The organism is Nostoc sp. FACHB-133, from assembly GCF_014698055.1.
Lineage (GTDB): Bacteria > Cyanobacteriota > Cyanobacteriia > Cyanobacteriales > Nostocaceae > Nostoc.
Window position 1 is genome coordinate 1 of record NZ_JACJSH010000081.1, and the last position, 24753, is coordinate 24753.

Annotated in this window: 22 protein-coding genes and 3 pseudogenes; 11 read left to right on the forward strand and 14 right to left on the reverse strand. The window is 40.9% G+C overall.

What is annotated here, in order from left to right:
- On the reverse strand, nucleotides 1–341 hold a 341-nt coding region (locus H6G86_RS33930), incomplete at its 3' end, for a transposase (RefSeq protein WP_190938026.1).
- A 590-nt stretch (nucleotides 342–931) separates the two neighbouring features.
- Between H6G86_RS33930 and H6G86_RS33935 the strand changes: the two genes are divergently transcribed.
- Complete coding sequence (locus H6G86_RS33935; protein ID WP_190938027.1) at nucleotides 932–1795, forward strand: DUF6671 family protein; 864 nt, start codon at nucleotides 932–934, stop codon at nucleotides 1793–1795.
- A 157-nt stretch (nucleotides 1796–1952) separates the two neighbouring features.
- Here the strand turns inward: H6G86_RS33935 and H6G86_RS33940 are convergent, their stop codons facing one another.
- Nucleotides 1953–2537, reverse strand: a complete 585-nt coding sequence (locus H6G86_RS33940; RefSeq protein ID WP_190938028.1) for a hypothetical protein — start codon at nucleotides 2535–2537, stop codon at nucleotides 1953–1955.
- 276 nt (nucleotides 2538–2813) lie between these two features.
- Here H6G86_RS33940 and H6G86_RS33945 point away from each other — a divergent pair, with 276 nt between their 5' ends.
- Nucleotides 2814–3095: a hypothetical protein gene (locus tag H6G86_RS33945; RefSeq protein WP_190938029.1), complete on the forward strand. Its 282-nt coding sequence runs from the start codon at nucleotides 2814–2816 to the stop codon at nucleotides 3093–3095.
- Nucleotides 3096–3116: 21 nt separating this feature from the next.
- On the opposite strand, the gene H6G86_RS33950 is transcribed toward H6G86_RS33945, so the two are convergent.
- From H6G86_RS33950 to H6G86_RS33970, 5 genes are all read right to left on the reverse strand, one after another.
- Nucleotides 3117–4109, reverse strand: a complete 993-nt coding sequence (locus H6G86_RS33950; RefSeq protein WP_190938030.1) for a phosphonate dehydrogenase — start codon at nucleotides 4107–4109, stop codon at nucleotides 3117–3119.
- A 99-nt stretch (nucleotides 4110–4208) separates the two neighbouring features.
- Nucleotides 4209–5021, reverse strand: a complete 813-nt coding sequence (gene phnE, locus H6G86_RS33955) for a phosphonate ABC transporter, permease protein PhnE (RefSeq protein ID WP_190938031.1) — start codon at nucleotides 5019–5021, stop codon at nucleotides 4209–4211.
- A gap of 169 nt (nucleotides 5022–5190) precedes the next feature.
- Nucleotides 5191–6126 carry a phosphate/phosphite/phosphonate ABC transporter substrate-binding protein gene (gene phnD / locus H6G86_RS33960; RefSeq protein ID WP_190938032.1) on the reverse strand — a complete coding sequence of 312 codons (936 nt, stop codon included), beginning with the start codon at nucleotides 6124–6126 and terminating at the stop codon, nucleotides 5191–5193.
- Between the two features lie 47 nt (nucleotides 6127–6173).
- Complete coding sequence (gene phnC, locus H6G86_RS33965; protein WP_190938033.1) at nucleotides 6174–6947, reverse strand: phosphonate ABC transporter ATP-binding protein; 774 nt, start codon at nucleotides 6945–6947, stop codon at nucleotides 6174–6176.
- Nucleotides 6948–7013: 66 nt separating this feature from the next.
- Entirely contained in the window at nucleotides 7014–7640 is a 627-nt protein-coding gene (locus H6G86_RS33970; protein WP_190938046.1) for a class I SAM-dependent methyltransferase, read from the reverse strand.
- 338 nt (nucleotides 7641–7978) lie between these two features.
- Between H6G86_RS33970 and H6G86_RS33975 the strand changes: the two genes are divergently transcribed.
- From H6G86_RS33975 to H6G86_RS33985, 3 genes are read left to right on the forward strand one after another with little or no spacing between them, the layout of a single operon-like run.
- On the forward strand, nucleotides 7979–8947 hold the full coding sequence (locus tag H6G86_RS33975; protein ID WP_190938034.1) for a phosphate/phosphite/phosphonate ABC transporter substrate-binding protein: 969 nt from the start codon (nucleotides 7979–7981) through the stop codon (nucleotides 8945–8947).
- 13 nt (nucleotides 8948–8960) lie between these two features.
- Nucleotides 8961–11690 carry a response regulator gene (locus H6G86_RS33980; RefSeq protein ID WP_190938035.1) on the forward strand — a complete coding sequence of 910 codons (2730 nt, stop codon included), beginning with the start codon at nucleotides 8961–8963 and terminating at the stop codon, nucleotides 11688–11690.
- The gene (locus tag H6G86_RS33985; RefSeq protein ID WP_190938036.1) at nucleotides 11687–13138 is read left to right on the forward strand and encodes a hybrid sensor histidine kinase/response regulator; all 1452 of its coding nucleotides are present in this window, start codon (nucleotides 11687–11689) and stop codon (nucleotides 13136–13138) included. The genes H6G86_RS33980 and H6G86_RS33985 overlap by 4 nt, the downstream gene beginning before the upstream one ends.
- 170 nt (nucleotides 13139–13308) lie before the next feature.
- On the opposite strand, the gene H6G86_RS33990 is transcribed toward H6G86_RS33985, so the two are convergent.
- On the reverse strand, nucleotides 13309–13470 hold the full coding sequence (locus tag H6G86_RS33990; protein ID WP_190938037.1) for a hypothetical protein: 162 nt from the start codon (nucleotides 13468–13470) through the stop codon (nucleotides 13309–13311).
- Between the two features lie 18 nt (nucleotides 13471–13488).
- Here H6G86_RS33990 and H6G86_RS33995 point away from each other — a divergent pair, with 18 nt between their 5' ends.
- The 3 genes and pseudogenes from H6G86_RS33995 (at nucleotide 13489) to H6G86_RS34005 (ending at nucleotide 16099) form a co-directional block, all read left to right on the forward strand.
- Entirely contained in the window at nucleotides 13489–14262 is a 774-nt protein-coding gene (locus tag H6G86_RS33995) for a hypothetical protein (protein WP_190938038.1), read from the forward strand.
- 191 nt (nucleotides 14263–14453) lie between these two features.
- Entirely contained in the window at nucleotides 14454–14696 is a 243-nt protein-coding gene (locus H6G86_RS40275; protein ID WP_242065110.1) for a hypothetical protein, read from the forward strand.
- A gap of 680 nt (nucleotides 14697–15376) precedes the next feature.
- Nucleotides 15377–16099 (forward strand): annotated as a pseudogene (locus H6G86_RS34005) (IS1 family transposase).
- 620 nt (nucleotides 16100–16719) lie between these two features.
- On the opposite strand, the pseudogene H6G86_RS34010 reads toward H6G86_RS34005, so the two are convergent.
- From H6G86_RS34010 to H6G86_RS34025, 4 genes and pseudogenes are all read right to left on the reverse strand, one after another.
- A pseudogene (locus H6G86_RS34010) lies at nucleotides 16720–17130 on the reverse strand (transposase); the annotation flags it as partial.
- 184 nt (nucleotides 17131–17314) lie between these two features.
- Nucleotides 17315–17566: pseudogene (locus H6G86_RS34015) on the reverse strand (ISLre2 family transposase); the annotation flags it as partial.
- 100 nt (nucleotides 17567–17666) lie between these two features.
- Nucleotides 17667–18026, reverse strand: a complete 360-nt coding sequence (locus tag H6G86_RS34020) for a hypothetical protein (protein ID WP_190938039.1) — start codon at nucleotides 18024–18026, stop codon at nucleotides 17667–17669.
- Between the two features lie 31 nt (nucleotides 18027–18057).
- Complete coding sequence (locus H6G86_RS34025; RefSeq protein WP_190938040.1) at nucleotides 18058–19632, reverse strand: GMC oxidoreductase; 1575 nt, start codon at nucleotides 19630–19632, stop codon at nucleotides 18058–18060.
- Nucleotides 19633–20299: 667 nt separating this feature from the next.
- On the opposite strand from H6G86_RS34025, the gene H6G86_RS34030 reads away from it, so the two are divergent.
- The 3 genes from H6G86_RS34030 to H6G86_RS34040 all read left to right on the forward strand — a co-directional run bounded on the left by H6G86_RS34030 (nucleotide 20300) and on the right by H6G86_RS34040 (nucleotide 22605).
- Complete coding sequence (locus H6G86_RS34030) at nucleotides 20300–21253, forward strand: SMP-30/gluconolactonase/LRE family protein (protein WP_190938041.1); 954 nt, start codon at nucleotides 20300–20302, stop codon at nucleotides 21251–21253.
- On the forward strand, nucleotides 21250–21816 hold the full coding sequence (locus tag H6G86_RS34035; protein ID WP_190938042.1) for a DoxX family protein: 567 nt from the start codon (nucleotides 21250–21252) through the stop codon (nucleotides 21814–21816). Before H6G86_RS34030 ends, H6G86_RS34035 begins: the two co-directional genes overlap by 4 nt.
- A 150-nt stretch (nucleotides 21817–21966) precedes the next feature.
- Nucleotides 21967–22605: a hypothetical protein gene (locus H6G86_RS34040; RefSeq protein WP_190938043.1), complete on the forward strand. Its 639-nt coding sequence runs from the start codon at nucleotides 21967–21969 to the stop codon at nucleotides 22603–22605.
- A 46-nt stretch (nucleotides 22606–22651) separates the two neighbouring features.
- On the opposite strand, the gene H6G86_RS34045 is transcribed toward H6G86_RS34040, so the two are convergent.
- Nucleotides 22652–23641, reverse strand: coding sequence for a VOC family protein (locus H6G86_RS34045; RefSeq protein ID WP_190938044.1), 990 nt, complete (start codon nucleotides 23639–23641; stop codon nucleotides 22652–22654).
- Nucleotides 23642–23725: 84 nt separating this feature from the next.
- The coding region (locus tag H6G86_RS34050; protein WP_190938045.1) for an NAD(P)/FAD-dependent oxidoreductase at nucleotides 23726–24753 on the reverse strand (1028 nt) is incomplete at its 5' end.

Sequence of the window (24753 nt, forward strand, 5' to 3'; positions counted from 1 at the left end):
TGACTATCGACTGCTGCTTCTGACGGGCTAGGTTCACGTCCTGCTGCCACGCGAGTCCATTGGTATAATTTGTCGTGAACTTTTAACCAAGTTCCATCTTGGCTCCATCTCCAAAAATAGCCATAAACAGTAGACCATGCAGGAAAATCCCCTGGTAATCCTCTCCAAGTACATCCTTCTCTACGAGACGCTACGCGAACACATAGTACGTAGAGAATAGCATTAACAACGGTGTATATAGCTACGATACGAGGACGACCTCCTGTTTTCGGTAAGGGAAACTCTTTTTCAATCAATTCCCACTGTTCCCAACTCAGGTTACTACGATATGCTTTAGTCATTTGCTCACTAGTAGTCTGCCAACCCAAAAATGCTAAGTGAGGACTGGGGAAAGGGAAAAGGGAAAAGGTTAAGAGATTTAAACCCTTTCCCCTTTCCCCCTTACCCTTTACCCCGCAAAGTTCACTTGGCGAACTACTAGGTGCTGATGCTTACAATTTCAGCATAAGCCTTGTGAGCTTTCTTATAATTGCCCCCCGCTTTTAAAACATCCTCTAAGTAATCCAGTTTTGAAGCGATGTCTGCGACGGGCTATTTGGTGTCGCTTGGGTTTCTTCTAAGAATTAAGAGCGATCGCATGACCATCCTCTATACGAGAGGCTACTCGCGTTCCTTTGAATGCCGCAAGAACACGTTTGCCTCAGCAAGATAGAGGCAGGCAATTGTCTACGGCAGATCGTATATATCTAATTAGGGAGTTTTGGGTTTGATGAACTTGAGCTTCTTGCGTAGGCGTAGCCCGCCCCAGGCATCGCTGCCAGTGCGCTTGCTCTCAAGAAGCTCAAGCTGGTTTGCAGCGATAAAATCAGAAGAAACAACCGTTTTAAAATTACGAAAAGCTACAAACTTAAGCAATAAGGATTAGCGCAGAATGAATGACCAGCAATTATTTAATGAACGTCTGGCTGTATTGGCGACAATGCACCAAAAAGAAAAGGTAATTGCTCCACTATTAGAACAAGAGTTAGGCATCAAAGTTATAGTACCACAGGATTTTAATACTGATATTTTTGGCACATTTACTAGAGATGTAAAACGTCCAGGAACACAAATTGCCACAGCTAAATTAAAAGCAGAGAAAGCCTTAGAGTTAACACGAGAAAATTTAGCTATCGCTAGCGAAGGTAGTTTTACACCCCATCCATTAGTTCCTTATATTTACTGTAATAGAGAAATAGTTGTTTTTTTAGATAAAATCAATAATCTAGAAATTATTGGTGAGGAAATTTCTACAGATACTAACTTTAATCATCAAATTATAACAAATTTAGACGAAGCATATATTTTTGCTAAGAAAGTTGGTTTTCCAGAACATGGATTAGTTGTCTGGTTTGAAAACTTAGAGAATAGATGTAATCAGATAACTAAAGGTATTACAAAAGAAATAGATTTGATAACATCAGTTAATTTTGCATTGCATAATTCCCAAGATAGTCAGGTAAATATTGAGACAGATATGCGGGCAATGTATAATCCCACTCGGATGAAAAATATTGCAAAAGCTACCCATAACTTACTCAAGAAAATTAGCAGATGTTGTCCAAAATGTAATATCCCTGGTTTTGAAATAACTGAAATAATTCAGGGATTACCCTGTGAGTTTTGTCAGATCCCAACCACCTTACCACTAACCGTAATTTATCAATGCAAAAAATGTGGTTTTAATCAAGAGAAACTATTTCCTAATGGTATGGAATTTGCGAATCCAGCCCAATGTATATACTGTAATCCGTAGGGTATCTCTGGGGAGGATTTGGTCAGAATTGGGATTGCTGGGGGTGCGTAGCTTGCTGCCATAGGCATCCATCGCTTAACACTTAAAATACTGCTGTGGTCAATCAGGAAAAGTTAGATTAAATATGAATCACACTTTAGCAGCCACGCTAGGGGAATTACTGCTCAAGAGAAATATTGGCCGAGTAGATATGCCATATACGTTGCTTTGGAGTTGAGCCAGGAACATTATTGACTCGTCGCAGCTTATAGCTACCACGAAAACGCTGTGGAGTTCCATTGCTAGTAACATCCGTAACAGTAACGGGAATTTCAATATATAGTGAACCTGCTGCCCCTTCTAAAGAACCCGGTTTTCCGACTTCTTCAACAATGGATACGATGTTAGCAAAACCCTGCTGAAATTCCTCAAATGATTGCTTACTGGCACTACCATCTCCATCCCAAGCCAAGTAAGCTTGTTTATAGTCTTGACGAGCGATGGCATCGTAATAATCATGAATGAGTTGGACTGCTTGTTGTTCTTGGGACTGGTTATTGTCAGGATTTTGTGTGCCAGAGGCTGGTGGAGAAGATGGATTAGAGGTGTCCGAAAGGTTTGCCAGCGTTGGGCGATTGGCAGATGCTAGTTGTGATGTAGCAGAGTTATTGCAAGCTGTAATAGACATAGCAAGCAATAAAACTCCAATGACTGTATAACGCTGTTTTAACCAGATACAAAAAGAAAAGTTGATATTGAACAAAGCTATCTCCTGTGGAATCTACACTAGTAGTTCGCTTTCGTGACTTAGCGGGGTAAAGGCTAAAGGAGAAGGGGGAGAGGTTTCAAATCCCTTACCCCTTAACCCTTACCCTTTCCCCAGCCATCACGCAGCATTTTTGGGTTGGCAGACTACTAGTAGCCTAATAAATTCAGCATACTTGAATTTATTGGTTACAGCCATTGACAAATTAAGTGAATAGTAATACTTTCAGCCAATAAGCCCCTAGTGTCAGTGACGCTATATTTACCTCAATCTATGAATCTTCAAGAAGTCAAAAATCAATTTCCAGAAGCAGTAGGTAAGATCGAAACATTTGAAAGACTAGGGTTCGCTTCCCGTAGTGGTAATTGGATTGATACCCTTGACTTTGAAGAAGCACAGACAGCTTGTTGGTTAGTAGGAAGAGTCGGTGATGATCAAGACGCTGATACCCTTATTCGTACTTTGTCTGGTCAACGTCGTGAATTATGGATGCAAGCGGTGAATCTTTTGGATTTGGTTTCTCTGGAGAGAGGATTGGTAGTCTTTATTGCTTAAGGATTCTCCAATTTACTAATTTTAACTTGGACAATTGATTGCTCCTTGAGGAGAATGACCTTGTAAGGCTTGTAAAATATTTTGAGATGCTTCTATAGCGATGTCATATCGTAAATCATCCACCGCCGATCCTAAATGGGGAGTAAAAAAGGTTTGGTCTTGTTTCTCTAACAGAGATGGAGGAATTTTCGACGGGCGATCGCTACGGGCCCAATCTTCTAGTTCAAAGACATCAGCTGCATAACCTGCTAAATGTCCAGAGGCTAAAGCATCACTCACCGCTTGTTCATCAACTACTGAGCCGCGACACGGATTGATTAAGAAACTCCCTGATTTCATACGTGCCAAAGATGTTTCATTTATCAGATGAAACGTTTCTGGTTGCAGAGGAACCATTAGCACAACAAAATCACTGGTTGCCAATAGCGTATCTAAGGAAACCTGTGACAAGCACCAAGCTGCTGCTTTTTCCTTGGGTAAAGGTATCGCATCGGTGTAAATCAAGTTCATTTCAAAACTGGAAAGTCGTCGAGCTAGAGCTTGCCCTAGACTGCCCATACCAACAATTCCCAGTGTTCGGTTTGCTAATCCCATGCCGTATAGATGCGGTCGCCAACCGGCAAACGTGCCTTGACGAATCAAGCGATCGCCTGGCAACATCTGGCGAGCTAACCCGATAATCAGTCCAATGGTCAATTCAGCCGTTGGTACAGCCAATAAGCTAGGGACAATGGTGAACCAAACACCTTGACGAGTGCAGGCATCAACATCAAAGTTATCGTAACCTTTCAATGCTCCGGCGATAATCTTCAATTTTGGACAAGCTTTCAGAAACGCCTCATCGATTCGATCTGGCATAAAAACCATCAAAGCTTCAGCGTCCTGCGCCAACTTGAGAATTTCTTCACGCGGTAAAGTCTCTCTAGTTGGATTTGCAACTACCTCACAATGCTCACTTAAGTTTGTAATAATTTCCGGGTGAACCCAGTGGGTAATTACAACTTTGGGTTTCATCAGCAACCTCCTAGTACTGCAAGGTGGAATTAAAAATTAAAAATGAATACAGCGTAAGCATTTCGTTATTTTGAAACGGTTAGTTTATTTGCGCCGTGCTTAGACTAAACGTTTTCTAAGATAACTACTAAAACCATCAACCAGAATGACCATAAACAAAATTACTAGCAACACTGCTGAAACTTCCCGATAATTGATCAGGCGAAGTGCGCCAATTAGCTCAAACCCGATGCCACCAGCCCCTACCGCTCCCATAACTGTAGAGGCACGAAAATTATATTCCCATCGATAAAGGGTCAGATCCATCATTTGTGGTAATACCTGCGGCAAAATTCCGTGATAGATCACTTGCACCTTGTTGGCACCAGCAGCTCTTGCTGCTTCTAGCGGTGCTTCATTGACCAGTTCAATATATTCTGCAAAGAATTTGCCGACCATGCCAATCGAGTGAAATCCCACCGCCAAGGTTCCGGGTAATGCCCCAAAGCCAACAGCTGCCACAAAGATAATACCCATAATTAGCTCTGGCACAGAGCGCAAACCGTTGAGAATCAGCCGTGAAACTTGAAATAGCAAGGGATGGGGAGTTGTATTCTGAGCCGCTAGTAAAGATAAAGGCATCGAGAAGACAATAGCGATCGCAGTGCCTGCAACACTCATCGCCAGCGTATCAAATAAAGGTTTGACCCAGTTTCGGGCATCACTAAAATCTGGAGGCAGCATTTGATGCAGCAAGTTTAAGATACTGGGAATGCCATCCGAAAGGCGTTTCTCGTCCCAAAGTCCAACCAGAAAGCAACATATAGCTACAGCCAAAAGCGCGATCGCCCAGGTTACTATCGTTCGATACCATTGCCGCCGTTGTTGTTTCAGCAGCCGATCGAAAGCTGGTTTAGGATTAGGAAGTGTCACGTCGTTTCGCTCCAAATTCAAAATATCAGGAGTCAGAATACAGAATTCAGAATTCAGAATACTCTACTCATAAAGGGATAGAGTTTCAATCAAGAAAACTATTTATAGCAAAGTACTGAATAAAAACAGAATTCATACTGAATTCTGTTTCCTGAATTCTTCTTATAAATTACTTTTGCAACTTGGCAATATCAAGATTAAGAATTTTTGCTAAGTCTCTGATGCTATCATAATCTTTATCTTTCGCGGCTCCAAAACCATCAGCTTTGAAGGGTTTAAGAACCTCTTTATCATTCAATGCAAGAAAGGCTGCACGAATTTTTTCTTTTAGTGGCGGTGCTAAATCAGAACGCATTGTCCAGGGATATTCAGGATACTCTTTAGACTCTGCAATCACCTTAACTTTATTAGAATTAATTACTTTGCGTTCAATTAAGGATTCAAAGATGGGTTTACTCAAGCCACCAACTTGAGCATTACCATTTTGAACTGCCAATGCTACAGCATCATGTGAACCTGTGAACGCCTCTTGGTAGTCTTTTCCACCGGGTTGCAATCCGCTATTTGCCAGCATTGATTTAGGAATCAAATGACTGGAAGTAGACGCTTGGTCTCCAAAAGCTACCGTTTTACCCTTGACTTCTGCCAGTGACTTGATACCGCTAGCTGTGTTAGCAATGATCACAGACTGATAAGTAGTTTTACCGTTTTTCTTCAAAGCTGCAAATGGCTCAATATCACTCTTTGTTTTTGCCAAAACGTAAGAGAGTGGCCCAAAATAAGCTAAATCAATACGCTTGTTACTTGCTGCCTCAATCATCGAGGAGTAGTCAGTTGTAACGACAAGTTCAATATGTTTTTGTAGCTTTGTCTCAAGATACTTTTTAAATCCTTCATTTTTTTTAATCAAACTTGAAGGAGATTCATCAGGTAATAAAGCTACTTTTAGGGTTTGAGGGTCAGCCGAATCTGATGCGACTACTGGACTATTGCCAGAACCTGATTGCTTATTTGCAGATTGGTTGCTAGGACTTTGACAACCGATTAAGGTAGCCATGATTAGTGTCATTGAGACAAGCGATCGCTTGTTTAGTAAAACAGTCATTGAGATTATCCTAAATTAATATAAAAACAGTACAGTAAATTTAGCCATTAGGAATTAATAGTTTCCTGAAAGCCTTCATCATAAGGACTATTTTTGTCACTATAAAGTTGCTTTAATTCGTAGGCACTGATATCTGCTGGCTTACCATCTAAGACAACCGTTCCCTGAGATAACCCAATAATTCGATCCGCGTAAATTCTTGCGAGATCGATCTGGTGCAGACTAAGGATTGCGGAAATTCCATCTTCTTGACAAGTTTGACGCAGAAATGAGAGGACTTTGTGAGCGCTATTCGGATCGAGACTAGCAACAGGCTCATCGGCCAAAATCAATTGTGGTTTTTGTGCTAAGGCGCGTGCGATACCAACCCTTTGCTGTTGACCCCCGCTAAGAGCATCCACTCGTGTTAGAGCTTTATGCAAAAGTCCAACCCGATCTAAACATTCTAAAGCAATATACTGATCTGCTTTGGGCAAAGGAAAGAAACTTCGGAGTGTTGAATGGTACGCTAAACGACCCATTAATACATTCCCAAGAGCCGTTTGCCGACTAATAAGTTGATGCTGCTGAAAAATCATCCCTGTACGCTTGCGATGTTCATACAACACTTTACGATTATTTAGATTTCCCAATCCTTCAACTATCACAGTACCAGTTGTGGGGCGATTAAGATAGTTAAGACAGCGCAGTAAAGTTGATTTCCCAGAACCAGATGCTCCCAAAATAACAGTGAACTGCCCTTTTATAAAGCTCAGAGAAATAGGTTTAATCCCTATTACTCCGCCTTTATAAGTCATACTTAGACGCTCGATTTGAAGCATATTTAACAGTCATTTTAGGGATAAAATGTCAAATTTTATGGTAACATTTTGTGATAATAAATTGGTTTAAATTTTGAGTTTTGCTGTAGCCACCATCAATCCCCACATAATACCAAAACGAATTTTGGTCGCACGACAGACCACAAAATTTTCATCATTAAGCAAGCGGTGAAATTCATTTTGGGTATAACACTGCTTATGAGCCGGATCAAAAATCTTAAGTACTAAATCAAATATTTTACAAATTAAATAATCTCTACACCAATCTAAAATAACGACTTCACCATCAGGCTTCAATACACGTCTCATCTCTTTTAATGCAGCAAGTGGCTCATCAAAGTAATGAAACGAATTAGCAGACACAATTACATCAAAACTATTACTGTCAAATGGCAACCTTGATGCACTTGCCATCTGAAATGATACTTCAGGATAATCACTACATTTGAGTTTAGCGATCGCCAGCATTTCCTCTGAAATGTCTATACCGACAATTTGTTGACATGAATACTCAGTTAGTAGTAAACGTTCAAACTCACCAGTACCACATGCAATATCAAGTACAGTATCTGTTGGTGATATCTCTACCCAGGTTTTCAGGAAAGATAATGTGTTAATTATATAATCTCTCCAGCGTAGATCGTAAACGGCAGCTAATTGGTCGTACTGTTGGCGAACAGTGGTTTCAGTCATGCTGGTTGCTGTAATCAGGGTTTTAAGTTGGCTGATATATTTTAAACATTGTATTATAGAATACATTAGATTTGCTTGACACAAGTAATCGCTTCCTGCTTTCCCAGTAGTGTGGAAAACAGCGATCGCTAATTTAATTTGGGTACTAAGTACTGTGGGATGTTTAGCCAGTACTGATTAAAAATACTAGTCTATAAGCCCCAATCCCTCTTTCATGTGTTCTGGTCTATACAGTTCATGATGGCTATTTATTTTTCAAGTGGGAGAACATACACCATTTTGGGATTAATAAATATGAAACCTCTCTGAAGAGAACAGGCTCCAAAAGGATCAAAACCATGCATCAGCAACTTTTTGGTAAAGTTGTAACCAATATTCTTGGTAGAAAGACTGCTTTTTTTACCTCAGTATTAGCGATCGCCATATTTGGCATGGCCTGTACTCCAACTCGTGAAAGTTCATCTGCAACTCAGCCAAACACTGTTCAGTCGCCTGCTAGCACGACCAGTCAAGCTGGAGAAGAACAGGCAACCATTACAATGGCAGTGATTCCCTGGCAGGTTTCAGCCAAACAAGAAAAGAAACTCGAACCTTTGGCTGACTATTTGTCTAAAGCACTAAAACGACCCTTTAAATTTGAAATTACTAAGGACTACGAAACAGCAATTGATTTATTGGTTAAAAAAAAGGTAGACATTGCCTACCTTGCACCCACCAGTTACATCGAAGCTCATCGCCGCGATCCGAAGGTTGAGCCATTGGTTGCTCAGATTAATAAAGAAACAAAGCGACCTTGGTACACAGCTGTAATTATTGCTAACAAGGAAAGTGGGATCAAAACCCTTAAGGATTTGAAGGGTAAGCGATTTGCTTTTGTCACCAAGTTATCGACATCTGGATACGTCGTACCAACAGTTCATTTTCAGGAAATAGGTATTAATCCGGAACGAGACTTTAGCTCGGTAATCTTCGCTGGCAGCCATGATAAAACAAAACAAGCTTTAATCAATGGCGAAGTAGATGCGATCGCAGATGATCGTCGCTCTTATACCGATCAAGTCAATGAAGGAAAGATTGACCCCAAAAAATACATAATTATCTGGGAATCTGTCCCGCTTCCTAGCGTGCCTCTTGTTGCGTCTAGTAAAGTCTCCGTTGAGTTGAAAGATAACTTGAAAAAAGCATTGATTGACGCTCCAGCAGGTCTTGTAGACCCTACAGGCGGTATTGGAGTTGGCTACACTTTGGTGCAAGACGGAGATTACGACATCGTTAGAGAGTTGCAAAAGCGAGTTTCCAGCAAATGAGGCTAATCAAGATATGCGGATAACGACCAAATGTATTGGGTCATCTGCGATCGTTCTGGGACTGGTTGCCTCTACCCAAATTGGAAGCGACCTTTTTATCAGGCAAGCAGAACAAAAAGCACAGGATACTCAGGCAAAAAATGCTCAGGCTTTGACGACTATCCTACAAATAAACCTCTCTTTGAATAATGAAGTAGCCGCGCTTAAAGACATGATCTTGCTCAAACGCGATGCTTCCAATTTGGTGAAATATCAGGAGGCTCTATCTGGATTTACTAAAAATTTGGCTGAGTTACAAAATTTAAAGCCAGAGATCAAGTCAGAGTTAGTAAAGATCAGCGATCGCCATAGCTTGCTTGCCAATCTAATAATCGAATTAACTAATCAATCTAACACAGATAAGCCCTTAGAATTAGCTGAATCCCAACAGGACTTTCGAGTAATCAACGCTTTTTCTCGAGATATTGAACTCTACTTAAAGTTATTAACTCAAAAGCTTCAGCAACAGGATACTTTAGCCAAGCAAGAGTTTAATAACTTTAAACAGACTACTCAACTTGCTAGACAAATTCTGCTTTTGTCTATTCTCCTAGTTTTTGTCGGTCAGTTATTGCTGATCCTTTTACCAGTAATTCGCTCGATTCAAAAGCTACAACAGGGAGCAGCAAAAATTGGAGGTGGAAATCTAGAATACCGCCTGAATATTCAAACCGAAGACGAAATTCAAGAACTCGCAGAAGCTTTTAACCGAATGGCAGGAACTCTAGCTGAGTCTTATCGCTCCCTAGAGTTAAAAAAAGAACTTGCCGACACAGCAAATCGTGCCAAAAGTGAGTTCTTAGCTAATATGAGCCATGAGTTACGAACTCCTCTTAACGGTATTCTAGGTTATGCTCAAATTCTCCAACGAGATAAAACTTTAACTGATAAACAGCAAGACGGCTTAAGAATTATTCACCAATGCGGTTCACACTTATTAACACTAATTAACGACATTCTAGATTTATCCAAAATAGAAGCCCAGAGAATGGAACTTTACAAAAGTGACTTTCATTTTCCGGCGTTTCTCCAGAGTGTAGTAGAAATTTGTCGTATTCGTGCTGACCAAAAAGGTATTTCATTCATTTACCAACCAACTTCAGAATTACCTATTGGAATTTGGGCAGATGAAAAACGATTGCGACAAGTCTTAATTAATCTACTAGGTAATGCCATTAAATTTACCGAGAAAGGAGGAGTGAGATTTACTATTAATTTTGTTGACCAATTGTTAGCAAATGAAAGTAATCAAAAACCAATTCATAGAATTCGATTTCAAATCATCGATACGGGAATTGGCATGAGTCAAGAACAGGTGGCGAAAATATTTTTACCATTTGAGCAAGTCGGAGAGGTTAAAAAGCAATCAGAAGGTACTGGATTAGGTTTAGCTATTAGTCAGCGAATTGTGCAATTAATGGATAGTACAATCCAAGTAAAAAGTGAAATAGGTCAGGGCAGCACTTTTTGGATTGACTTGGATTTACAAGAATCAGTGGATTGGATGGAATCAGCTAGAGTCATGTCTGCTGGCAAAATTGTCGGAATCGCCACTGGTCAGAGAAAAATCCTAATTGTAGATGATAAGTGGGAAAACCGTTCTGTTGTGATGAATCTATTAGAGGAGATTGGATTTGAAATTATACAGGCAAGTAACGGTCAGGAAGGCTTAGATAAAGCCATGCAATTTCTACCTGATTTAATCATTACAGACCTGACAATGCCCGTAATGGATGGCTTTGAATTAACACGTCGCCTCCGCCAGCAAGAAGAGTTTCAGGAGTTAACCATCATAGTTTCATCTGCTAGCGTGTTTGAATCTGACCAACACAAAAGTTTAGGAGTTGGTGCAGATGATTTTTTACCTAAACCTGTACACGCTGATGATTTACTTCAGAAGTTAGAAAAATATTTACAAATTGAATGGGTTTATGAAACTGTACCAGAAAAATCTGGAAATGGGACACTAAATACTATCCATAACCAAAATAGTTCTGTCGTAACTGCTGAAAGCACAATTATTGGAATTACTGGCGATAAGCGGAAAATTTTGATTGTAGATGATAATGGGGAAAACCGTTCTATTGTCGTCAATTTATTAAGTGATATTGGTTTTGAAATAACGGAGGCAACTAATGGTCAAGACGGCTTAGATCAAGCAGTCGAGTTGAAACCTGATTTAATTATCACTGACTTGTCTATGCCAATCATGAATGGCTTAGAAATGATTCGGAACTTGCGTATGTTGTCATTTGATAATTTACCAATAATTGTTTCATCTGTCAGTGTATTTGAATCTGACCAGCATGAGAGTTTAGAGGTTGGTGGCAACGATTTTCTGCCTAAACCAGTGCAAGCCGATAAATTGTTTGAGAAGTTACAAAAGCACTTAAAATTTGATTGGATTTATGATTTGCCCCAGAGTCAAGGAGAAGTCAACGAAATCCAAAATCTAAAAGTTATTTCTGCTGGTTCCTCATTATCAGATACTGGCTTAATTTCTCCACCACCTGAAGAAATCGAGAAACTATTTGAGTTGGCGATGAGAGGTAATATCAAAGGTATTCGAGAGCAAGCCCAAAAATTGAAACTTTTGGATGAGAAGTTTATACTATTTGCCGAACAATTAGAGCAACTTGCTAAAAGCTTTCAAATTGAAAAAATTAGGGAATTTATCCAACCATATCGAGGAGAAGAACAATGAATATACCTGTTCTGGAGACAGGGGTAATTTTGATTGTGGACGATAATCCCAATAATTTGGAAGTACTATCTGAAACATTAATGGATACAGGTTGGGAGATATTGATTGCTGTGAATGGTGAAGGAGCGATCGCTCAAGCTGAATACGCTTGTCCTGATATCATACTTTTAGATGTAATGATGCCTGGAATTGACGGATTTACAGCCTGCCAGCGTTTAAAGTTAAATCCTGTAACCTGTGATATCCCCATAATCTTTATGACAGCTCTCTCTGAAACTGTCGATAAAGTAAAGGGTTTGAGTTTGGGAGCAGTAGATTACATTACTAAACCGTTTGAGCATGAAGAAGTACTGGCTCGTATCAAGACACATTTACAAATCCGTAATCTAACTAAGCAACTCCAAAGTCATAATCAGCAACTTCAACAAGAAATAGCCGACCGTCTTGCAGTCGAAACCAAGTTACAAAAGCTGACTCAGGAGTTAGAGCAAAGGGTAGAAGAACGTACTTTGCAACTATCTCAAGCACTTGATAATTTTCAGCAAGCTCAAGTTCGTCTGGTACAACAAGAAAAGATGTCTACCCTTGGTGAGTTGGTTGCTGGAATTGCCCATGAAATTAACAATCCAGTCAACTTCATTTTAGGAAATCTTAATCATGCCTCTGAATACACCCAAAATTTTATTGATCTGTTTCAACTTTATCAAAAATATTATCCCAATCCTGAAGTAGAAATTCAGCAAAAAATAGATGAGATTGATATTGATTTTTTAATGCAAGATTCTCCGCAAATTATGTTGTCTATGTACAAAGGAACAAAGCGTCTAGCACAGATGATTCATTCTCTTAGGCATTTTTCACGTCGGGATGATTCAGCAGTACAATTTATAGATATTCATGAAGGTATTGATAGCACACTATTGATTTTACAATATCGCTTAAAAGCTAACTCAGAACGTTCTGAAATTCAGATTATTAAAGATTATGGAACTTTGCCATCTGTAGAATGTTTCCCAGGCCCACTGAATCAAGTTTTCATGAATCTCCTTGCTAATGCAATAGATGCTATAGAGGAGTCATTGCTAACTAAGAGCAACTATGTTGCAAACCTTCCCCAAATTGCAGCAAATGGCGTTAATTTGTTATCGGTAGAAAATAAAGGAAAAATCACGATTCGCACTACTCTACATCAACAAAGTTCAGTTGTAGTAATTAAAATTGCCGATAATGGCATCGGTATGACAGAAGAAGTCAAACAACGGTTATCTGAACCAATGTTTACTACCAAACCGATAGGAAAGGGCACAGGATTGGGTTTATCTATAAGTCGGCAAATTATTGAGGAGAAACATGGTGGGACTCTCTCTTTTGCATCTGAGCCGGGGCAAGGCACAGAATTTTGTATTGAAATTCCTTTAATGAGTCAAATACTAAGTCAAAAAGCATAAATAACTACGCAGTTACAAAACAGTCTAATCAACGTCAAAATGCGGCACTAAGTAGGTGGTTACAATTAAATATAAGATAGAGAAGGTCTAAAAAACAGGTACTACGAGATGTCTGCTCCATTGCGAGTTAGATTATAGATACAGAGGCGGCTGATGATAATGAGAGTGAGTCAGTAATCGAGTCGGTTAAAGCCGCCTCTGTTGAATTGTACGCTAGTGAATGTCAGGCGTAAGCGTAGCCCGCCTTTGGCATCGCTAATTCTGTTGAACTCTCCCAAACCAAACTCAAGAAACTGCAAGACAAACGTGCCAAAACGAAAACCGAACGACATCAGCAGCGCAAGGCTGAATTGTCCCGTCGCTATGAAATTGACGTAACCCCTGATTTGGTCGAGAAAGATGACGATGGGTGGTATCCTCAACTGCGGATGCACTATTATTTGACACTGGGGCGAGAATTTCTGACCAACCGTGATGCGAAACGGGCTAAGGCACAATTAGAGACGGGAGAGAATTCGATTTGGAAACCGGATTTTAACAAGGGGCAGTTATTACCTGCTGTACTGTTACTCGAAAATCTGAATCTGTTGCAGTTTCTTACACCAGACGTTCAGTTGCGTGGAAGTGATGAGAAGATGCTGGAGTTTAAGGCACTGGCTGTAACGCATCGGCACGTTATCAAGAATTACCTGAATGTAACTATCTCGGAAAAACTGACCCCGATTGCGTTCCCGCTTCGGGTTGCTGAAGGCATCGCACAGAAACTACTTGCAAAGATTGATTTGAAACTGGATTATGTTGGTCGATTGGGCAAGCGTGAAAATCGGGAGTGCGTCTATCGGTTTGTTTCACCCGATGACGAGCGTGATTTAATTTTCGAGCAGTGGCTAAATCGAGATGAAGCATTTCAAAATGAGTTGGTGTCAGTCACGAATAATATAAAGTTACAAAAACAAGTGACTGGCACAATATCAGATGACATTCCCCAAACATTAAATCAGGTTGAAAGTCCTGCTACCCAAGCCTGGAAAGGGCTGAAGCTGAAAATGCGCCTTGGACTCGACAGCGCTGGTCGGTTCTACCAACAGATGGTTTCCCAGCTTGGTGAGGCTGAGGTTTTTTAATTCAAAATGCAAAATTCAAAATGCAAAATTAATTTTGAATTACTAATTTTGAATTTTGAATTGGAGCGTTCGCGTAGCGTCTCGTAGAGAAGCGACTCGCCTTACTGGAACGGATGCCTGGGGCAGTGGCAAGTTTGGGTTAACTTTGGGAGCGGGTGTACGTCTGTGATGTGTGATTGGTTGGTGAGTGTGTGACAGATAAGGCTTCAGGTGAGTGCCCCGCCTCTGCTGACGATGGCTTGCCACTGCACAGGTTGCCAGCGAATGACTGCCAGCGCTTTTTCTTTAAGCGTTGCGATTCCAAGCGTTGGGTTCTCAATACTGAAAGGTCAGCCGACCATCGGCGGTTTGCATGGCGCGACTCGCCATTACTTTTGCCCAGACTGCATGAGTTGAATATTTACTCGCCCGGAAGGAATGGACGAGTTCGTTAACCTTCGTGCGACGATGCTGGACGATGCTCATGGTTCACGCCTTTCATCGAAACTTGGACGAGGGAAAAGCTGCTATGGGCGACTACCTCTGCGGTTCATAGCTTCGAGACCCTACCCAAAGAAGAAGACTATGCTTCCCTGATAGAAGAATACGCCAAGCAAACCTCGAAACCTACACTATGATGAACTGTTTTGGAACGGATTTATACCAATTTGCACTCTTGCTAACGCCCCGCTTTGCTAACGCAATAACGCTTTCTACGAGAAGATAAAAGCGTATAATCGCCTAGTTTGTGCTTATAGTGACCAGCAAGCTGCACTATTCAAATCACAACCTGCTCGTACTTTACTTGATCTTGTACTCAGCTTCAATCCAGCTAATTAAAACTCGCTTTCATTTGTTTGTAAAAGATACAATCAAACCATCATTCGCTTTTTTAAACTCGAAAACTGAGTTTTCAATCTAAAAAGCCCTGTAAAAATCCAGGGCTCTGTTTTATATTGCAGTTTATTAAATGCCAGCTTAAAATCTTTGCCAGCGCTTTTTATATACATAATTATCGCTCAATCGCTTGGGTAAAAATAGCGCAGAACTACCCAATTTCTACCCATCTTACCTGGGTATTCCCTTAATAATTTCTGGCGTTGCATAATAAAGGGATGAATTAGGGTTTAGTACTGTGCATTGTCCATACTGTAAGTCTACGGAGATAAGAAAAAATGGCAAACGAAGAGGTAAACAAAATCACATTTGTGTAAGCTGTGGTCATCAATTTATAGATGTATACAGTCCACCAAAAGGATACTCAGATCAGGTAAAACAAGAATGCTTAAAAGCATACGTTAATGGTGAGGGATTCCGAGCTATTGAGCGATCCAAAGGTGTTCACCACACAACTATAATTTATTGGCTAAAACAAATTGGTGAAAAATTGCCAGACGCACCACCAACTGAGGAGATTCCCGAAGTGGGAGAATTGGATGAACTAGAGACTTTCGTGGGGTCAAAAAAAACAAAGTTTGTTTATGGACAGCAGTAAACCACTTCCGTAAAGGAATTTTAGCTTGGGTTTTAGGAGACCACAGTGCTGAAACATTTAAACCTTTATGGGAGGAAAGTTTGCTGCTGGCAATGCTACTTTTATGTTACCGATGGATGGAAAGTTTACCCCAGTTTTATTAACCCGGAAGATCATATTGTGAGTAAAACATATATGACCCGAGTAGAAGGTGAAAACACTCGTTTACGTCATTATCTAGCACGACTACAGACGCTCCTAACGTCGCTACCGCTTCGCTATCGAAAAACTTTGTGCTATTCTAAGTCCGTAGATATGCTGAAGTATTCAATTCGATTATTACTTCATTACTTGAGGTATTGGGAAATACCTGTATTAAACTGAATCATCCCGCATTTATGCAACGCCTAATTTCTTTAGACTTGCACACACCTTTACCGAGAAATCACTTATCAACAGATTTTGCAGCTGCCTTACAGCTTCAGCCGAACAAGCCCTTATAACCTGCTTTGAATATACCGTAACGCTCGCAGGCGTTTGTTTTCAGGCTTTTTGTCAAGAATTTACCCGCACCCTGTAACATCTGCATAACATTCATATTTCATCCTTACCTGATTAGATTTGCCCACAGACCGCATCATTAAGCCCCTATTCTTCCGTCACACAGAACGAAAGAGTAGGGGTTTGTTATGCCAAAATGACGTAAACTAGATATTTCTACGACTTTTTTTTAATAATTTTTCCAGTTCCACCACAAAAGCTACAAGTTTTGTATTGTGGTATAGGAGACGAACCTATTGATTCGGGTTGTTCTATTTTACCTTTGCCAAAACAGTATGTACATTTAATCTCTTGTTTATCCGCCATTGGAAATAACCTCAACTACATAAATTGAGTATTCCCACTTGGAACGTGCGATCGCCCTTTTTTTCATTCCCCATTCCCTGAATACCTTTTTTGTTTTGGCAGCGTGGCAAGAAGGCAATTAGATGAGGCGATAATGCCCGAATCGGCAACGAGTGCCTTTGTTCAACACTTACTAACGATAATGTAAAAAAAGATAGTCCTAATATAGGTTTGCTAACTAGGCTAGAAAAAAATCTATCCAAACCATAAGTCTTTTTCCCTGATTTACTCACTACAACTTCATCTCCTGCCAGCAAATACACCTCATTCGCACGGAACAAATGCTTGCGGAAAAATAGCCAAAACAACGTCGCCCAAGGAATTACTGTATGAAAGAACCGCAACATCGTCCGATAACTACCACCAGCGCCTGTCCAACGGGAGATTCCTAACATCGTTATTCTCCCATTCATTGCTAGCATCGCCATTATTATCTGGTTCAACTCACGCATCGTCGTAGCATTTATCTGGGGTAATAGGCATTGTAAGAGTGATAGGATATCGAACATGGGCGAATTGTAGCGTTTGAGTTGTCGTTGTGGTAGACAATAACTCTACTACAGAGCGCCCTATCTCTTCACCCTATTCTTTTGGCTAAGGTATTGAAGTTACCGTAAGTTTTAAGTACCTCAATTTCCGATTCTAATGCCTCCAGTGCTGTCACTTGATTGTTGATTATGCCCACGCTGATGCATCAATTAGGGTTCTACGTGCAGCTTCAAAGGAGCCAGCGATTCCACCATATTGGGCAACCGTTGATAAAACAACCGAGGTTAAGCCCTCAGACATTCCTAAATATTTTAAGAAGGGGCAAAATCCTTCGCGCAAAATTTTTTTATCTTTATTTGGTTGATGAAAACGTTAAACTACATACGGTAGTTTAAATGTAACTTTAACATTCCCAAGTGTTAATATTTGTCGCTTTTTATAACCATGTTTTTGCGTTGTCTTAGTTTCTTAGGAAAGGGCTAACCCATCTACGATCCAAATATTTTCATCGACAGGTTTAAGCGTATTGATTGGCTGATATAGTTCAATGAGGGCATTACACATAAAAACCGCCTTGGGGTTTTGATAGTGCTTGTAATTCTTCCCAACTGTAGTGAAGGGGTAATTCAATTGGCTTGCGATCAGCGCCTAATCCCAAACTAATAGTCGGCTGAAGTTCCTCAATAAATTCTTCTGCATAAACAACCAGTTCATTGGCTGCAACTCCACCAGCGATCGCACCTGTAACTCCACCAATCGCAGCACCAACTTTACCACCAATTGAGCGACCTAGTGCGGCTCCAGCAATCCCGCCTCCTACAACTCCCAATCCCGTCGCAATAGGATGAGTATTAGAGGATGAGGTTTCTCTTGAGTTTTGATTTTGCGTTTCCAAATCAGTCTGTTGCTCATTCATAAATTTGTCCATCCTAGAAATAATAAACTTTCTACTTGAAACGTTCAGCTAGATGAGCGCCAACACGCAATGCATTGGCCATAATTGTCAGTGTTGGGTTAGCACCGGAATTTGATGGAAAGAAACTACTATCTACAACATAAAGATTCTCGACATCATGGGTACGGCAATTGAGATCTAGGACTGAGGTTTTGGGATCTGTGCCAAATCGACAACTACCACATTGATGAGCAACTGCTTGTTCAGGTAGGTGAGTGCGGGGATAAAGGCTAAATGGCAAGACGTGTTTAGCAGAGTGAGGGATTGACTTGAGTACAGATGTCCATCGGTGAATTAAGCGATCGCTTGCTTCGGTATTGTTCAGTGTATAGTCAACATGAATCTTGTCGCCCACCACCTGAATCCGATTATTTGGATCTGGTAAATCCTCTGTCTGCAACCACCAGCCAACTGATCGCTCGGCCAGCAAATGGCGCTCAAAATGAGGAATCAGCTTGACAAATGGAGCCATCAGTGGTGGTGCTTCTCCAGGAATCATATCAGCAAGTACATTACCTGTATTCTGCACCATGCCCATCGGATAAGGAAAATCTGGTTCTCCCCAGTAAAAATCGTTGACAGCGATGGTTTTTTGAAAGTTGGCGTGATTCACTTCTAGATGTATGGAAACTATGGCTGTTTCCAGTTGTTTCATGAAATTCCGTCCCACCTGATCGGAACTATTTGCTAATCCGTTGGGATGTTTGTCATTAGCAGAGCGTAACAGCAAAGCAGCTGAGTTGACAGAACCACAGGCAACAACCACAATATCGCTTGTGAACCAATGCTGCTCTCCTCCAATTTCAGTTTCTACCTTCGTCACTTCTCGCCCCGACTCACTAGTATGCAGCCGCAAGACTTTGGCATTAGTTAAGAGAGTAACATTGGCATACTTGTCGCGGGTGGGACGAATGGCGTTAACATCGGCATCGGCTTTTGCTTGTACTAGACAGGGGTATCCGTCAAAAGTATCGCAGCGAATACAGGGACTATTTAGGCGATCGCTTTCATTCAGCTTTAATCCTAGTGGTAGGTGAAATGGGTAGTAACCTAGTTCCCGAATGCCATCAGCAAGAGACTGCATATCTGGCTCATGACTGACTGGCGGATAGGGATATGGTTCGCTGCGGGGTGGTTCGGTGGGGTCTTCTCCTTCCTGTCCATGCACGTCATATAGCTTTTCTGCTTGCGTGTAGTATGGCTCAAAGTCTTGATACTTCAAAGGCCATTCTGGAGAAAGCCCTTCCTTGTGAATTACCCTTTCAAAATCTCGCTCCCGGAATCGAATTAGGGCTGCACCGTAGAGTTTGGTATTGCCACCAACCCAGTAGCCTGTCTGAGGTTGAAAGGCTTTACCTTCCTTGTTATACCATTGCTCATCTGTATGGTAACGATGTTTTTGATAGACTTCCTCTGGATTCCAGTTAGCTTTCTCTCTCGGTAAAAAGTCGCCTCTTTCCAGTACTAGAATTTTTTTACCTGTGGGTGCAAGGCGGTGGGCTAATGTACCTCCACCCGCTCCTGTACCTATAATAATGATGTCGTAATGTTCTGTGATGCTAGTCATAATTGATAATTCGTAATCTCATATTAATTACGGCTTAATTTCTTTGAGGCGGCAAAGTAATTTGGCAATAGTTAAGTTACTTTATAAGTTTTCTCAAAATTTAAATAGCTCTAAAGACAGATTATTATGCTTAGACTAAAGCTTTAATTACAATATTGCTTCTCTCCAATGGACTAATATTTATTTATGCCTAAAGACAGGTTAGTATTTCATTTTAATTTCATTTTTTATTTCTATTGTGTGAATTAGCTATGTAATCTCTTTACAAAAATATAGGACTCCGATTTGATTTTTGAACAATCAAGCTGCCTAGAAGCTTGACTTCTCAGTATACTGAGCAAGATTCAAGTAGGATTCCTATAGTAAATAAATTTTGCTTGGCATTTTTGATAAAGCTGTTAATTCGATTGTGTGAAAAAATATTTAATTTTGAAAATGAATAATTTCGTTTTGAATAAAAATAGTCTTTTGGCGCAATCTATATCTATAGTTCAATGTTAAGGGAAATCAATAAAGTAAAAATTAGCTTTATAATAATTAACTCTCTATTTCCGTCCTGGCGTACTCAGTTTATTGCACGATATTAAATATACATCTTTAGTATTTTACTATTAGCTTAAACCTGCTATTTATCGTCAGTAGCCAAGTTAAATAACAGGAGATTTCTATGCCTGAAGCCATTGAGATTTATGATGATCGCCTGCGTGCTATTGTACGCCCAGGAGCCTCACTTCAAAAGCTTGCCAACGGTGCAGTCCATAGCGAGGGGCCTGTTTACTTCCATGAAGATGACAGTGTTGTGTGGAGTGACGCTCACGGCAACCGCCTGTTGCGGTGGAGTCCCACTGACAATGTGACTGTCCTACGAGATCCATCTGATTACCAAAGCGGTAATTACCGAGACTTAGAGGGTCGTCTGGTTGCCTGTTCCTCTGGTCTGCGTGCTATTATCCGACGCGAACAAAATGGTGAATGGAAGGTTTTAGTCGATCGCTACCAAGGTAAACGCCTGAACAGTCCAAATGATTTGGTAGTAAAAAGCGACGGCACGATTTGGTTCACCGATCCGCCTTATGGGATTACCGAGCCAAACCAAGGTTATGGAGGGGAACAGGAACAACCCGGAAGTTACGTCTATCGCTTTGATCCAGCAACAGGTGAGATTTATCCTGTAGTAACAGATATGGTACGCCCTAATGGGTTGGCTTTCAGTCCAGACGAAAGCCTTTTGTATGTTTCAGATACAGCTGCGTTTAATATTCCTGGAGGGCCTCATCATATTCGTGTCTATGAGGTTGTGGGCAATCGCTTTGTAAAGAATGGGCGTGTATTTGCAGTCATTGAACCAGGACAACCCGATGGACTGCGGGTTGACAAACATGGCAATGTTTTTACTAGTTCTCAAGACAGTGTGCAGATATACGCCCCCGACGGAACTCGCTTAGGAAAAATTCTCGTACCGGAGACATCCGCTAACCTGACTTTTGGTAGTAAGGAAGGCGATTCTCTTTCAGGGACACTGAGTCCTGCGGACACGCTACGCGAACGTGAACGCTTATTTATCACAGCCGGTCATTCGTTATATGTTATTGACCTTAATACCCGTGGTGTACAACTATGATTTATCAATTTGGGTTGGGTGTTGCGTTAAGCGGAGCTATTCCGAAGGAACTCACTTTTTTCCTAGCTGCATTTAATTTCCCACAGCTAAGTCCACACTTGTTAAGTTCACTTTCTCCTGTGTATCCTGACGGATTCCCAGGATTAGCACTTTTACTTCTCAGAGTTAGCCTTGGTTGGTTGTTTTTACTGCACGGCTATCCCAAGATAACGCATCTTCGACGGTGGGCTGAGTCTCTAAAAATGCCTGTCTTTCTTTGCTTTTTATCAGCTGCATCGATGTTAGGTGGCGGAGTTTTTCTGATTATTGGATTCCTCACACTCTTAGCAACTTTGCCCATTCTCTGCTCAATGATTTTTGCGATATATTTGCACATCTCTGGAAGTAAGCCCTTTGTAGCCCAAGATCCATACTTAATTCCTCAAGAACAGTATCAGGGTGCTTTAGGACAAGGTGAACCGCCAAGTTGGGAAAAGGCGTTTATGTATTGTGTCATGCTGATTGCGATCGCAGTTTTAGGCCCTGGTGCTTATTCGCTAGATGCTTTGATTTTTGGAAGTTGAGTTATTTTATCGTTAACACTGCATTGTACCAGACAGGCGATTTTGTGAGAGATAATTGAAAGTATCTCTTCTACGGGAGTAGGGTAGTGATGACCGAGTTACTTGAAAAAGCGATCGCCAAGCTCAAAACTTTGCCTGAGTTCACTAAATATGACAATGCGTAATTCTTTTATCCCATACGAAGTTGGACTTAGACTTCACACTGAGAGTATAGAAACTATCATTAATGCTCTCCTTGAAAAACAAGAGACGCTCTACTCACAGGCTCTAAGCGCTACCGATGATTTCGAGAAAGAAAGGTGCTTCGACGACTTAGCTGACTGGAATTATGAACTTATAAAACTTGCAGAGTTGCTCTTAGTGGACATATCTCATTGGGTAGAGCGTGAAATGAAACGACTTGTAGCTGCTCTGCCAGATAAATTCTCTACTAAGAAAATATCCTCTATGGACTATATGAAAAGTCGCAATCTCTTTTCTGATAAGACAGGTGTTGATCTTGAAAAGATCCCAGGCGACTTTGAGCTATATGTTCTGCGGTTATTTGCCAACTGCTGGAAGCACAATGCTAACCCGAAACCATCTGAAAAACTTTGCAAGGATCTCAATATTAATACTGATCCTGCATTGATAGTCGGGCTTCTCACTTCAAAGGAAGTCAGCAAAAGTTTAGGAAGCTTGCTCAACCTCACGGAAGAAAATAGTAAGCACTATGAAATCAATATTGTGCGTGCTTATGCGATGTGTGCTTACAACTATCTCACTACCCTTGAACAAAAGCTTAATTGATGCAGTTTTAACGTATATTTATTGCAATATTTTAGTCCTTGTATTTTCACTTACATGATTTTGTGACAAGCAAAATTGCATGACCATCAGGATCTTTAACTAAACAACCCTGCTTGTAAGGAAAAGAGCGATCGCTAAACTGCACAATCCGCGATGATACAAACTGAACCCCGTTACGCCGTAGCTTATCCACTAACTGCTCAAGATTATTTACAACAAGCTCAATTTGTACGTGTGCAATATCGCAACTTTTCCAGTCACTCGGCATTGGGCGACCTTTTCCCGGCACAATATAGTCTAACAGTTCAATTCCCATACCATCTTGAATAGGTCGCAATGCTGTAATTTTGACTTCGGCCCCTGGTAAATTATCCAAGCGAGATTGGGTTGCACGCCAGTTGAGACTGCGGCTATCAATTTGCATTCCCAGGAGGTCGCGGTAAAAGTGTAGACTTTGCTCGGTATTGGAAATTGCGTAGGCGTAGCCCGTCGTAGACATCGCACTATGATCAATTCCCAAAAACAAGTTATGCCTATTTTGATGCCATTTATCTTGTCCTTTATCAGGTGGAAACCAAATTAACTCTAAATCATGACCATCAGGGTCTTTAAACTTGAAGGCACGGACACCACCAGATGCTTCATTCTCAGGTGGTATTGTCTGCGGCGCATTTGAAATTGCTTCAATGGGAAATGAACGCAAGTGAGCATAAGCGCGATCCATATCACTCACCACAATTGCCAGATGTTGAAACCACAGATCGTTACTTTGCGAATCGCTGGGTATGGGTTTACCTTGAACATTAAGATACTCCATCAACTCGATAAGTTCGTCACCTAATCGTAAAGTGACAATGCGAATTTTTGCCCCAGTCACACCTTGTAAGTCGCTATAATCTTGTCCTTCAACAGTGATATCAGAAACGAGTTCAAACAAGAGTGCTTGTATGTAGAAATCTAAGGAGTGATCGCAGTTTGTCACTGTTAAGCCAATAGCTCTAATTCTTTGTACTTGTACGTCGGTTTGACTAGACATATTCAACAGTCTCTGTACTTACAATTAACGTTCTGTTAAAGGAGATTAGATCAAGGGAAAAAGTTTTTTAGCACTCCCCACTCATTATTTATTTTTCTCCTCATCTCCCAACATTTTTAATAATTTTCTGGCAACTAAAACACCTACAACTCCTGCACCAACTACTTCCGCTGCTTGCACCACTTTTTTACCGACATCATGAGGGTCAAGGTGGTGATGGAAAATCTCTTCATCAACCCATTCCGTTGTTGCTTTAAAGTCGTGAATTGGCGTTGGCAATAGCGTTAAATAAGTGCCTTGACGGATTAAATGCCCAGATTCGCCTGCAACTTCAAAAACATTGAAAAGGTTAGCAGCAGCATCATTTAACCCCAATTTTAAGAGAGTTCCGCGTATATTTACCTTTGCTGGCTTAAGGTCTTCTCCGAGAGCGATCGCTTTCAAATTCTGGGCAATATTAGCTCCTTGTTGATAAGCAACTTGAGCCGTAGGCGGTAGTGAACTACCCTGAACTGCTGCACAATCACCGCCTGCAAAAACTTCTGGAAAGTCGAGCAATTGCATGGTGGGAGTGACTAGAGGACGGTTATGATGATCTCGATGCTCTTTGGGAATTGGTAAGTCTTGAATTAGTGGATGAGTGGAAGTACCAGCTGTCCAAATTGCGGTGTATGTTGGCAGTATGTTAACTTGATTATTGCTCTTATATTCAATTGTGTTAGGGTGAATAGCAGTGGCTTCTGCTCCCGTAAGGATTTCAATTGGTATAGTGCGTTTTTGTAATTCTTTCTCAGCAATTGGGCGTAGTGGATCGTTGATATCGCCATCAAGGATTTTTTGACCATGATTGAGTAATACTACACGAATTTCACTTGAATTTCCTCCCAAAGCGCTATACCAATGTGGGAGAAAATCAGCTAAGGTTGTCGCCATTTCTACACCACTTGCACCACCACCAACGATGACTACTGTTAATAGTTTTCGGCGTTGTTCTACATCTTCTGTTTGAATGGCTTTTTGCAAACAGTCACGTAAATGTCGGTCAAGAGCGATCGCATCTGCTTGCGTCCAGAAAGGAAAGGCATTAACATTCGCACCTTCAACTTGATGAT

Bases quoted from the DNA above. Each gene is read 5' to 3' on its own strand.
- H6G86_RS33950 (WP_190938030.1), bottom strand. From the start codon at position 4,109: ATGAAACCCAAAGTTGTAATTACCCACTGGGTTCACCCGGAAATTATT.
- H6G86_RS34035 (WP_190938042.1), top strand. From the start codon at position 21,250: ATGATTTATCAATTTGGGTTGGGTGTTGCGTTAAGCGGAGCTATTCCG.
- phnC (WP_190938033.1), bottom strand. From the start codon at position 6,947: ATGCTTCAAATCGAGCGTCTAAGTATGACTTATAAAGGCGGAGTAATA.
- H6G86_RS33990 (WP_190938037.1), bottom strand. From the start codon at position 13,470: ATGTCGTTCGGTTTTCGTTTTGGCACGTTTGTCTTGCAGTTTCTTGAG.
- H6G86_RS34025 (WP_190938040.1), bottom strand. From the start codon at position 19,632: ATGACTAGCATCACAGAACATTACGACATCATTATTATAGGTACAGGA.
- H6G86_RS34030 (WP_190938041.1), top strand. From the start codon at position 20,300: ATGCCTGAAGCCATTGAGATTTATGATGATCGCCTGCGTGCTATTGTA.
- H6G86_RS34040 (WP_190938043.1), top strand. From the start codon at position 21,967: ATGACAATGCGTAATTCTTTTATCCCATACGAAGTTGGACTTAGACTT.
- H6G86_RS33945 (WP_190938029.1), top strand. From the start codon at position 2,814: ATGAATCTTCAAGAAGTCAAAAATCAATTTCCAGAAGCAGTAGGTAAG.
- H6G86_RS34045 (WP_190938044.1), bottom strand. From the start codon at position 23,641: ATGTCTAGTCAAACCGACGTACAAGTACAAAGAATTAGAGCTATTGGC.
- H6G86_RS33980 (WP_190938035.1), top strand. From the start codon at position 8,961: ATGCGGATAACGACCAAATGTATTGGGTCATCTGCGATCGTTCTGGGA.
- phnD (WP_190938032.1), bottom strand. From the start codon at position 6,126: ATGACTGTTTTACTAAACAAGCGATCGCTTGTCTCAATGACACTAATC.
- H6G86_RS33975 (WP_190938034.1), top strand. From the start codon at position 7,979: ATGCATCAGCAACTTTTTGGTAAAGTTGTAACCAATATTCTTGGTAGA.
- H6G86_RS33985 (WP_190938036.1), top strand. From the start codon at position 11,687: ATGAATATACCTGTTCTGGAGACAGGGGTAATTTTGATTGTGGACGAT.
- H6G86_RS34020 (WP_190938039.1), bottom strand. From the start codon at position 18,026: ATGAATGAGCAACAGACTGATTTGGAAACGCAAAATCAAAACTCAAGA.
- H6G86_RS33935 (WP_190938027.1), top strand. From the start codon at position 932: ATGAATGACCAGCAATTATTTAATGAACGTCTGGCTGTATTGGCGACA.
- H6G86_RS33970 (WP_190938046.1), bottom strand. From the start codon at position 7,640: ATGACTGAAACCACTGTTCGCCAACAGTACGACCAATTAGCTGCCGTT.